Genomic DNA, 11,478 nt, shown 5'->3' on the forward strand with positions numbered 1-11,478 from the left:
TGACAACCTTGCGATCTCAAAATCGCCCAGTGTTAGATTACTTGGTTGAGGCATGTCGGGCTGCTCGCCAGGGAGAACCTGTTCCATCCTTGCTGCCTACTGATACCCCCACCCCGTGAACGATTACCTCTTGTCTTCTCTGAGCTAACTCTTCTCCTTTTCTATTTGCTTCTCTAGTTTTCTCTCTTAGCGCAGTCTGAGACTCCTTTAACTGCTCTTTAAGAGAATCTCGTTCAGATTCTAATCTCTCTCGCTCTGCATTAATTTCAATTCTTTCTTTAATTTCATCTGAGTACTTGGATACATCTCTAATAGCTTTAAGGATCTTCGCATATTCTTCTGAAGAACCTTTGATTTTTTCAATTTCCTTGATTACTAGGTCAAATGCTCGATCCAGTCGCTCGCTTTGTGCCTTAATTGTTAAACCCTGTTGAGTAACTATTTCTTCTTTGATGGTGGCAATTTCATCAAACACCGAATTCTCATCTTCTCCTATTGAGAATATCAAATCGACAATGAAAAAGAGAATACCCACTGCCAACAGTTCTGAAGCCAGATTGATTACGATAGCCTTTAAGGTTTCCTGAGTAAAAATATAATTACCTAAGAAAGCTAAAACAACTGAGGCAAATACAAGGGATGTATATACGGCTGATTTATATTTTTTGATTCTGATCTTATCCATATTTCATCCTTACCCTGATAAGCAAATGACAAAATCACAGATATGGCATCTATAGGTATACGACCAAAATCCTTCTATTACAAAAGCCGTATTGAATTCTCAATATTATTTAAATCTAGTCGCAAAAAATCTTATAGTTCTTCCCGAATGAGTACTTGCTGTCTAACGGTTCTGGTCAGCGGTTGCCAGTGTATCTACATCCCATCTAAGCAGTTTCGGTCAATCCGCTGCACCAGAATTGTTGGGCTGTGGCAACTTAACGGTCTAGAAGTGCAGCAATTCTAGCAAGCGTCATTGAACCAACTATACCATCAGGTATTTCTGACCCATTTTCACTTTGAAATTTTTCAATCGCTTGTACCAATTCATGGGTGAACAGTTCATCTATATTCCCTTGATAGTAACCAAGTTGACTTAACATGTTTTTTAGTTGAACCATTTCAACGCCTTCCCTCTTGAGATGATTGCGAGTGAAAGATTCTTGTGTTGCCAATCTCTCTTGAGAACTCATTTTCCCAAGCACATTAATAGTCCAAGAATCATAATTTTGTTTCCGAATCTCACGAGCTTGTTCCGATAGTGCCGCCTCATTTTTTTGAACTTGTTCCAGCGCTTGTAATAGCTTTGTATCCAATTTCTCTACTTTTGCCTCAATTTTCTGAATTTCCTCCTTGACCTCATTCAATGCAATCTCTATCCCACTACCACCGACTTTTATGGTCTTGATGTAAACCGCTACTTCTCCAAGATATGGAATTATGGCTGATATAAATGCTGCATAAAACCAATATAAAGCTTGAGTTTTAATAGCAGCATCAGATGAGAAAAATAAATTATGACAACAGACTACTAATGCAAAGATTGCAAAAGCGATACTAATACTAGAAATGCTTACACGACGCATAATTGATTACTTTTTGAAGCAAAGCTCACTTGATCTTGCACTCATTCATTATTCTCAAACAAGTCTTGAACATCCAGTGGATGATTCTGAAATTACATCGGGCAGCCACCTAAGCAGCCCAACGACCCCGTTCACCCGCCGCCAGAACTTTTCGGACTCAACCGATTCTCTTTGTACGGTCGGTGTGCAACGGGATTGTTAGCCTGCGTCATAAGTCAAGCGCATCAATAAAAGCAATAACCTCAGACATCTCACCGGGGTTGTAATCTTGTTCATGGATCATGATAGTCAGCCTTTTCGTAATACGAAACTCACGATTTGAAACTGCAAAAGACATTAAGATTAGTTGAATCAAAGAAATGCGAGATGCAGGCGCTCGACCAAACCCTGCACCTAAAACAGGAACAATAACAGGATAGTTACCACCTTTGTTTTTGACAGCCTCCCATAAATTGCATAGTGCTAGCCATAAATTCTCTTTACTAATATTCGTTGTCTTACCAACTACCTTTTCCTTATTTACTAAACAAAAAGTTTTGATATCACCTGTTTTAACTATCCCCACACTCCCAACGGGAACTTTATATGTTTCGCTAACTTCATCTACAAGTCTCTTTTCATTAAAAGAATCTACAATATCCTTGTCAAATAAATGCGACTTTCCTTGATAAAACTTGTTTACAAGTTGAGAGCGAATGCTTTGTTTACCTGCTTTTTTCTCCGTTTTAATAGTAAAGGTATCACTTGCGCCGAAAACAATATTACAAGTACCATTTTCAATTTCTTTCAAAATATCGCCAACTTTTACAGCGACTTCCACATTCAGCCTAGTAAATGCTCGGCTATATTGCAATTTAGGAAATGATAAAACCAAGGATGAGATAAAAGCACTTGCAATAATCACTAAAAGGAGTACTGAGCGATAATTGCTTAAATATTCACTAAAGAAGAACGCAGTAGATTCCGTAAAGAGCCAAAGGGTACCGAAAACTACAAGGAAGTTATTTGCAACTTTAACAAGAGTTTCTCTTCTCAAGAAATACTCAAGTTGCTTATTCAGCGTGCTTGACATAAGTACCGTAGTAGTGGTTTTGCTCTTCTACTATAGAATTAGTGGTTCTAAACTGAACCATCTCAAAGTTTAAGAACGGATTTGCGCCTAAGCTTGATATGCATCCCCTCTGAAAGCTCAGCAGGCTAACAATTTATTGTACAGAGTTACTCTGTTGATCCGCCAGTATCAGGGGAATCAACGAACACTTTGCTGTAGATCCTCCCCAAAGAGCGGGATCTACAGCAAGGCTGCTGTGTATCCGCCTCCATCAGGGTAGACACACAGCAAAGTTCCGTATATCCGCCCTGGCAACCTCGGTAGAACATCCGTACTATTCGGATGTATTCTATACAAGGGTGTTGCATATTCGATGTTGGAATCTCGTCCTCGAAAGCTTCTCGACCAAGTGCGCGATGCTCTGCGAGTCAAGCATTACTCTTATAGCACTGAAAAGACTTATGTTTACTGGATTCGCCGCTTCATTCTGTTTCACAATAAACGTCATCCCAGTGAGATGGGGACAATGGAGGTCACGTCGTTTCTAACTCATCTCGCTGTAACCGAACACGTTGCATCTACCACTCAGAACCAGGCGCTCAATGCAATTGTTTTTCTGTACCGCGTTGTTTTGCAACAAGAGCTGGTGGGAGTTGATGCAGTCCGGGCCAAGAAATCACGCTATCTACCCACCGTTTTGACCCCAGAGGAAGTACAGCGTATTATTGCTCATTTGTATGGTGCCTATAAACTGGTCGTGCAATTGCTTTATGGTAGCGGGTTACGGCTGAGTGAAGGGTTGCAGTTGCGGGTGAAGGATATTGATTTTGCTCAGCATCAGTTGCTCATTCGCGATACCAAAGGTAGGGAGAGTCGGGTGACGATGTTACCCAATCGGTTAATTGAACCTTTGCAGGCACATTTGCAATCCGTGAGAGGGCTGCATCAACAAGACCTCGATCGCGGGTATGGCTCGGTCTATCTGCCGTATGCCCTGGAGCGCAAGTATCCTCATGCCGATCGCCACTGGATCTGGCAGTATGTGTTTCCTGCCGATCGCTTGTCTCAAGACCCGCGTAGTGGGGTGACACGACGGCATCACCTGCATGAAACAGGAGTACAACGGGCAGTGCGATCGGCTGTTAGGCTGGCGAAGGTGGAAAAACGGGTAACATGCCATACATTCCGGCACAGTTTCGCGACACACTTGTTACAGAACGGGTATGACATTCGTACCGTGCAGGAGTTGTTGGGACACAAGGATGTGAAAACAACAATGATTTACACTCACGTTTTGAACCGAGGTGGGCGTGGGGTACGAAGTCCGTTGGATGGATGAGTGGCGATCGCCCCCCTCCCTCCATTCTCTGTATTGACTCTGCCAGACAAATCCCGTACCGTGATGAGTTAGGTTGTTTGTGGTGTAAACCACAGCAGAGCAACCAGACACCAAAAATCTAGTCGAACGCTATCCAGGGCTGTCGTTACCAGCCAAGGATAGCTGACCCCCACGTTGGACTTGGCAACGCGGAGGCTTGGGAGATCTTACCACTCCTGCAAGCCACCCTGCTTTGCGCTTCAATGATATGCGGGGTGGCTAGGTTTTTGGCTTTCCTTACCCGTAAGCCAAACAGGAGATTTATCATGGCTGATTTCATTGCTATGGAGCGCGATCGCACCGTAGAGTCACAACCGGAACGGCATCAGGTCATCCCGGTTGTCAGTGGCGATCGCCGTCCGTTACGAGTGCTACTGCTGGGAACAAAGCAAGATGTGATAGACACCATCAAGAACTTACATCGACGGGGGTTTGCCGAAGCGGGAGACTGGACAAAGCCGATCGCCTCTCCTGAGAGTGAGGAGCAACGCCAGCGATTGTTGGCAACCCTGCCGCCGGGGAGTTACATCAGCATCTTGACCAAGTATCTGCATCACGACGGTTCACCTTCGAGTTAGGTCAATCGTTCTCTCATCGCTGGGAGCGAATTGGGGCATTGCTGATTTGATGGATGATATTGGGTGCGGGTGATATTTTCGTTGGCAAGGCGGTACCTTTGCTGGATGCCGTTGGCTATACAAGAACCACCTGTACGGTGATGAAAGAGAGAGAGGGTAGGAAAGACTTGTCTCTCACCCTCTCCTCATCGCTCGGAGATCCCTCAATCATCCCTGAATGCAGCAATGCCTGAATTTGCTTCTCTGAGGTGAAGGTGCGATCGCATCATTGATTTGAAGCAGCAAACACTACAGGCTGTAGTTCAATGTCTATCCAAATCGCAACATGATCTGATCGTTCCCTCTATCGTTTTAGCCACAACCCCATTGAGATTGCTACCCCTTCTTAACGTGGCCGCAGGTATGGTTTAAAGAAAGCAACTCCAGCATTGTAAACATCTGCCCAGCCACTGGTTGGCAGCAAATAGAGACCCGGCGGGATAAACATCCCTTCTCCGTTTGGCCCGGTGGGAGTAAACTGTTTCCCTTTCTGCACTAGTTTGGTGAATTCAGCATCGTGCTCTGCCTCAGACGGATAAACTTTGTCGATCGCAGGCAACACTTCATCTGTGACGTAGGTATTAAATGCTGCCTCTACCTCTGGAGGTAACTTAGCAAGTTGCTTAAATCGTTCAGCAGTTTGCTTAAATGCTTCAATTTGAACCTTTGCCACGACCGCATTGTATGCTCTCACCTTCTCCAATTCCTCGCCCGATAACCCATCTAACTTTTTGCGCGGATAGGTATCTCGAATTGAACCATAAGCAATATCAGAAAAGTCGTAATACATGAACGCCAATCCCGTTCCAGAGCGATCGGTGTCTGGAAAACGTTGAATAATGGGTTGCAGATCTAGCCCATCCTTAACGACTCCAATTTGAACATACTTGATGTTGGGATTGTCGTTGCCTCGCAGCACTTCACGGCTGTTGATGCGTTGACGAACCACATCATACAGATCGGGATATTTATCTTCACCGTTCTGTTCTGCTAACCTCTAGCGCAGTTGTTCAATGAACGCTTTAGTCAACAATGTTGTTGTACCAATGTTGTTGTACCAATGTTGATGCCAGCACTGACTAATTCAGCACAGTAGGCCGTGTTGCGACTTTCACGCAACCAACTGATGGCCTTCGGGTCACCATAAACCGCCAGGATTAACTTCTCTCCAGCTTCACGCACTTTTTCCTGATTGTGAATCCCCAGGGGATCATTGCCATTGAAGTTACTATCAGCAAAGGGAATGAATGTGTTGGCGATCGCACCGCCTCCCTGTTTAAGGATCAGCGGGATCTCGTACTTCATACACAGGAAAACGCCGCGCAGGTTAATGTCAATGATCCGATTCCACTCCTCTTCCTCGTATTCCGCAGTTGGAGCCGGATTTCTCGGCTCAATGTCCGCATTGTTAAAGGCAAAGTCCAATCGCCCAAACGCCTCAACGGTCTTGTCCAGAGCCGCCTTTATGTCCTCGCTTCGTGTTACGTCGCACTGGACAGCGATCGCCTGTCCGCCCTGGTCTTCGATCAGGTGTACCGTTGCTTGGTTGCCCTGTTCTGCAATGTCAGCAGCTACGACCTTAGCGCCTTCACGGGCAAACGCCCGTGCTGTCTCACGACCAATACCGCTTGCGGCTCCGGTGACAAACGCAACCTTTCCTGTGAAGCTTCCATTCGAGTTGGGCAGCATATTTTCTCCTGCATTAAACCGACCGTTTCTTGCTTACTGACTGAGGTGTTGATTGAAAAAGGACGCAAGTTTATCGAACGGGATCAGGTTCACGCGATCGTACAAATCGACATGTCCCGCATTCGGAACGATATAGAGTTCCTTTGGTTCAGCGGCGCGTTGATAGGCATCTTCGCTGAACTCCCTGGAATGGGCGTTATCACCCGTGATGAACAGCATGGGACGGGGCGAAATCGTCTCAATGTCATTGAACGGGTAAAAGTTCAGGAATTTGACGTTGCTGGTCAGTGTCGGATGGGTTGTCAGTTGCGGCGACGAACCTTCGGGGGTGTATTCACCTCTGGGAGTGCGGTAAAAGTCATAAAACTCACGCTCGATCGCGGTGGAGTTTCCATTCAGCTCATGCACGGTTCCGCTAGTGTATTGGGTCTCGCCGCCCGTGAACTCCGCATAGCGTTGTTCAGCCGCCGCTGCAATGACTTCCTTCCTCTGTTCGAGAGTTGTAGAATTCCTCAACCCATTACGGTTGGCTGCACCCATGTCATACATGCTGACCGTTGCGATCGCCTTCATACGCGGGTCAATCTTGGCGGCACTGATGACGAAGCTACCGCTGCCGCAAATCCCCAGAACGCCAATCCGGTCTCTGTCAACGAGGGACTGGGTACCCAGAAAATCGATCGCCGCGCTGAAATCTTCGGCATAAATATCCGGTGCAACCACGTTGCGGGGCTGCCCTTCACTCTCACCCCAGAAGGATAAATCAAGGGATAAGGTAATAAATCCTTGTTCAGCCAGCTTTTGGGCATACAAATTTGCGCTTTGTTCTTTGACGGCACCCATTGGATGCCCGACGATGATTGCCGGATGATTGGTGTTTTGATCCAGGTCTTTAGGAATGAAGAGATTCCCGACCACCTGCATGTTGTATTGGTTTCTGAACGTCACTCTCTGCATTGTTACCTGGTCGCTCTTGTAGAAGTTGTCTGCTCCTTCGACTACAGCGGACTGCTGCGCGAATATTTGGTTGCTCTGATGCGAGACGCGGGTTTGTTCGATCGCAAATGCTGCTGTTGTACAGATCGCACTGATTGAGAGAGTTGGTATTAGAACACGATATTTCATGGATTTCTTTGTCAGTGTGGGTTTGCTAATTGACTGGCAACCGTCTTGGAAGGCTGATAGCTCCGTTGCTCACCCGCCCGTGATTAACATCCGGGCTAACGGTGCAAAACCCGTTACAACGGGTTGCAAAACGCTTGCAGTCCTCTTCAGAGGACTTCCTTCTGTTAGCCCGCACTTTTAGTGCAGGGCGAGGCAGGCGATCGCGGAAAGATTTGTCAGCTAACTGGGTGGGTTTGTCTAGCGGGTTCACTTCAGTTCAATCGTCGTTGCCAGCCGCTTCATTGCTGTATCCGCTTTACTGCGATCGCAACTCGATCGTCACGTCTACAGAACCCGGCACATTCAATGCCTCGATGTCACCGTCAATTTTTCCGAGGATAATGAGTCCGTCTGAGTATCCAAAATCCCGATAATAAATTGCCAAATTCTCCCAGGGAGCGTAATACGCGATATCTCCAACGGAAGGATCACTGCCCGGAGGGGCATCTTCTGTTGATAATGGTCTTGGCAAATCACTAACTTTTTCGGTGTTCGCGTAGTCTTCCAGCGTCAGCGTTAATGGCAGCAGGGACATAAAATCCTGAGTGGTTTTGCTGTCCATCAACGTCGCTGTCACCACTTCGTTTCCGACCCTGATGTTGATCTTCATCCTGTTCGCCTGCTCGGTTGATGGTTCAGTCGGTGTCTCTGGCGGTGTCTCTGGCGGGGCATTGCTGGTCATCCTGGTGTCGGCACGACAGGCTGAAGAACTCAGGGACATTGCTAAGGCGAGCAGTAAAATCAGCATTTGCTTCTGTCCGTTTTTCCCCTTGGAGAACCTTTTCAAGAGCATCAGAATCTCCCTTCATACTGCTCGTCGCTGACCTGTTCCATCCAGTCCACAGGGCTGCCGTTGAGCGCCTCCTGAATGGCAATATGAGTCATGGCTGTTGTGGCTGTAGCGCCGTGCCAGTGCTTCACACCAGGTGGAATCCAGACGACATCACCCGGTCTAATTTCCTGAATGGGTTCACCCCACTGCTGCACCCAGCCCATTCCATTTGTCACAATCAGGGTTTGCCCCAAAGGATGCGTGTGCCATGCAGTGCGGGCACCCGGCTCGAAGGCGACGCTTGCGCCAGACGCGCGTGACGGCTCGTGTACTGGAAAAAGAGGATTAATGCTTACAGAACCCGTGAAATAGTCAGCAGAGCCTTCAGTGGAAGGCTGCGAACCATTCCGTGTGATTTCTAGGCTCTGTGGGCGATCGCCCGATGAAACTTGAGTATGACCTGCCTGTGCAAACCCCAATGCTAGTAGGGATGTCATGACAGGTATCGTGAGCCGTTTCATTTTCGTTCCTCCATGTTTGTGCAACGCCCATGCAAAACTTGACCACAGCCGCCCGCTGTGGATTGAATGATGCTTCCCGTGCGATCGTGAGAAGCGATCGCTCCAACCAACCTGTGTATTCCCTTTGATAAAAGTCCAGGCGATTACAAGCCGTTGGAATCGTTTTTCATTGCTTTAACCTCATTCTAGGCATCCTGAAAAGCAAGCAATAGGATGATTGTCTAGAATGGTTGTACAATCCTGCAAACTTGCACCAGCTTCTATCAAGTCACGTTAGATTCTGATACAGGCTTAGCTGCCAAACCCTTTCTAGACCTTGATGTGTCCATAAATCGATTTGAAGGGCATCAGAAATGAACACTACAAAAACGAGTGAAAAGCCTGGTAGAGCGTTGATAGACCCGCAGGCAAAGCGTGAGAAAGACCGGGCACAAGCGAATCGAGAGGAACTGAGCGAGCGAATTGCAGGGGCGATTGGTCAGGATGGAACGATCGAGCCGATGAAAGGATTGCACTTCTTTCACACCTCCTACCCTTCGGAGTGCCTGCACAGTGTCTCGATTCCGTCCTTTTGTGTCATTGCTCAGGGCAGCAAAGAAGTGTTGCTGGGTAGCGATCGCTATCAGTACGATCCCATGCACTACCTGCTGGGAACGGTCGAACTGCCGATCGCCAGTCGAATTTTAGAAGCCTCTCCAGAGAAACCATTTCTGAGCCTCCGCCTTGATCTCGACCCCACTCTGGTGGGTTCAGTCATGGTGGAAGCAGGCTATCCCTCAGCCCAAGGGGGTGCCAGTGTCAAAGCGATCGATGTCAGCCCACTGGATGTAAATCTGCTGGATGCGACGGTGCGGTTCGTCAGGCTGCTTGATTCTCCGGCTGAAGCCCATGTGCTTACACCCCTGATTAAGCGGGAAATCATCTACCGATTATTGATGGGAGCGCAAGGGAATCGGTTGCGTCAAATTGCTGTTCTGGGAGGCTACACCCATCACATTGCCAGAGCCGTCGATCGCTTGCGGAAAGACTTTAACCAACCGCTGCGGATTGAGGACATTGCCCGCGAGCTTGGCATGAGTGTCTCAGGCTTCCACCATCACTTTAAGTCAGTTACGGCAATGAGTCCGTTGCAGTTTCAGAAACAACTGCGGCTCCAGGAGGCTCGCCGTCTGATGCTGGGACAAAACCTGGACGCGACCACTGCGGCGTACCAGGTGGGATATGACGATCCTTCACACTTCAGCCGAGAGTATAAGCGGCAGTTTGGAGCACCACCCATGCGTGATGTGGAGCGGCTACGGGAAGTCGCAAAAATTGGTTGATGACCGACACCCGCTCATTGGGCATCCAGGTCATTGCCGTGCGCCAGAAGCTGTGAGTGCTGGCTCCCTCAATCCCTAATCGCTTAAAGGCTGCCCGTGGTGGGGATTAGGGGGCGAATGCAGCACATTGGATACTTTAAAACACCCTCTGAGGTCAGTTGCAGTCGCTAAAGAATTGGTTGTCACAGAATAAGAATCTCGCGCCACGAATTTGATAGTGAGATCTGGTAAGCTCTGAAGGACTCTGAAGTGGTAAAAACGATGAAATCCTTTCACGGCAGGGATTTAACGCTTTACGATGTCGCGCCATGAATTTGAAAGCCGCGCCATTTTTTATGAAAACGGACATTTAATGTACATTTGCAGTTGTGATAGCAACAGAAGATTTTGTTGAGGCTAGAAACAACGGCATAGAATTCGCATTAGAAACAGATTGGAACCCCATAGAGACCCCAAAGTAAGAACATAATGAACACTCCACCTCTTCTGCGTGATTTGCCATCTCAGTTTGAGCCACTAAGCCCTTTTCTAGAATCCAACTTGCAGCCCTATATCAAAATTCATGTTGAAGAAGAGGTTAAATGGCTGGAATCTGATTGGAACGGAGATCCGCTAGAGTTCTGTCAAAGTAAGGTTGGAGGTCATCCTTATCTGCCGAAAGGAACCCGCTATCCGAGTGATCGCCAAACCAATGAAATGATGATGTTTCTGATGCAGGTGAACTGTGCTGATTTACCTATCATCGACCGATTCCCTTTACCCCGGCAGGGAATCTTGCAATTTTATTCAGGCTTAAATGTTTCAATGTGTACGTTAAGCCCTGAGCGACATCGCATTCTCTATTTCCCTGAAATTATTCAAGACACAAATGAGTTGGTGACAGACTTTAGCTTTCTAGCAGATAGTGCCTCCGATTGGGAGGGATATGAGTGTATTTATCCGCTGACATTTTCTGCACAGCACGATGTGTTCTGGAGTTCGCGTGAGCAACTAGATGAGCCATTAGAAATCCCTGATGAGCTGGCACAACTTGGTGAGGAGTTTGATGAGTGGATTGCGGACTATGAGTTTGATCAAGTGAGACAACGCGAGAATAAGCTGGGTGGATATGTAGAGTTACATTCTGAAGTGGGTGAAGTATTAGAAGGTGCAAAGGGGCGATTGCTGCTGGAATTTAACCATGAATTTAACAGCGATGATCACTTTTACTTTTTCATTGAGGACATTGATCTAGCCAATCTAGACTTTAGGATCGTGGATTAAATAACCTGTAATTCTACCTTTTGCATTTGTACACTGGAGAAGTAGACGATGAAGCGGAAACTTAATGCAACCTTACCCTGCTCCCATTGAAGCTCAAATGCAACGGTACTAT

The 11,478-nt window shown here is 47.1% G+C and carries 12 protein-coding genes; 4 read left to right on the plus strand and 8 right to left on the minus strand.

Going from position 1 to position 11,478, the window contains the following annotated elements:
- Window positions 1-37: 37 nt before the first annotated feature.
- The 3 genes from IQ268_RS31025 to IQ268_RS31035 all read right to left on the minus strand — a co-directional run bounded on the left by IQ268_RS31025 (window position 38) and on the right by IQ268_RS31035 (window position 2,661).
- Entirely contained in the window at window positions 38-685 is a 648-nt protein-coding gene (locus tag IQ268_RS31025) for a hypothetical protein (RefSeq protein ID WP_193887176.1), read from the minus strand.
- A 256-nt stretch (window positions 686-941) separates the two neighbouring features.
- The gene (locus IQ268_RS31030) at window positions 942-1,589 is read right to left on the minus strand and encodes a peptidoglycan-binding domain-containing protein (protein ID WP_193887178.1); all 648 of its coding nucleotides are present in this window, start codon (window positions 1,587-1,589) and stop codon (window positions 942-944) included.
- Window positions 1,590-1,797: 208 nt separating this feature from the next.
- On the minus strand, window positions 1,798-2,661 hold the full coding sequence (locus tag IQ268_RS31035; RefSeq protein ID WP_193887180.1) for a macro domain-containing protein: 864 nt from the start codon (window positions 2,659-2,661) through the stop codon (window positions 1,798-1,800).
- A gap of 352 nt (window positions 2,662-3,013) precedes the next feature.
- Here IQ268_RS31035 and IQ268_RS31040 point away from each other — a divergent pair, with 352 nt between their 5' ends.
- A complete protein-coding gene (locus tag IQ268_RS31040; RefSeq protein WP_193887182.1) occupies window positions 3,014-3,979 on the plus strand; it encodes an integron integrase in 966 nt (321 codons plus the stop codon).
- Window positions 3,980-4,284: 305 nt separating this feature from the next.
- Window positions 4,285-4,596, plus strand: a complete 312-nt coding sequence (locus tag IQ268_RS31045; RefSeq protein ID WP_193887184.1) for a hypothetical protein — start codon at window positions 4,285-4,287, stop codon at window positions 4,594-4,596.
- Window positions 4,597-4,981: 385 nt separating this feature from the next.
- On the opposite strand, the gene IQ268_RS31050 is transcribed toward IQ268_RS31045, so the two are convergent.
- The 5 genes from IQ268_RS31050 to IQ268_RS31070 form a co-directional block, all read right to left on the minus strand.
- A complete protein-coding gene (locus tag IQ268_RS31050) occupies window positions 4,982-5,584 on the minus strand; it encodes a hypothetical protein (RefSeq protein WP_193887186.1) in 603 nt (200 codons plus the stop codon).
- Between the two features lie 77 nt (window positions 5,585-5,661).
- Window positions 5,662-6,324 carry an SDR family NAD(P)-dependent oxidoreductase gene (locus IQ268_RS31055; RefSeq protein ID WP_228035885.1) on the minus strand — a complete coding sequence of 221 codons (663 nt, stop codon included), beginning with the start codon at window positions 6,322-6,324 and terminating at the stop codon, window positions 5,662-5,664.
- A gap of 33 nt (window positions 6,325-6,357) precedes the next feature.
- Window positions 6,358-7,449: an alpha/beta hydrolase gene (locus tag IQ268_RS31060; protein WP_193887188.1), complete on the minus strand. Its 1,092-nt coding sequence runs from the start codon at window positions 7,447-7,449 to the stop codon at window positions 6,358-6,360.
- 295 nt (window positions 7,450-7,744) lie between these two features.
- Window positions 7,745-8,236, minus strand: coding sequence for a cyclophilin-like fold protein (locus tag IQ268_RS31065; RefSeq protein ID WP_193887190.1), 492 nt, complete (start codon window positions 8,234-8,236; stop codon window positions 7,745-7,747).
- A gap of 44 nt (window positions 8,237-8,280) precedes the next feature.
- A complete protein-coding gene (locus IQ268_RS31070) occupies window positions 8,281-8,757 on the minus strand; it encodes a cupin domain-containing protein (protein WP_228035886.1) in 477 nt (158 codons plus the stop codon).
- 377 nt (window positions 8,758-9,134) lie between these two features.
- On the opposite strand from IQ268_RS31070, the gene IQ268_RS31075 reads away from it, so the two are divergent.
- Entirely contained in the window at window positions 9,135-10,103 is a 969-nt protein-coding gene (locus IQ268_RS31075) for an AraC family transcriptional regulator (protein WP_193887194.1), read from the plus strand.
- Between the two features lie 468 nt (window positions 10,104-10,571).
- Complete coding sequence (locus IQ268_RS31080) at window positions 10,572-11,366, plus strand: DUF1963 domain-containing protein (RefSeq protein ID WP_193887196.1); 795 nt, start codon at window positions 10,572-10,574, stop codon at window positions 11,364-11,366.
- The last annotated feature ends 112 nt before the right edge of the window (window positions 11,367-11,478 follow it).

It is taken from the genome of Oculatella sp. LEGE 06141 (assembly GCF_015207605.1).
GTDB lineage: Bacteria > Cyanobacteriota > Cyanobacteriia > Elainellales > Elainellaceae > Oculatella.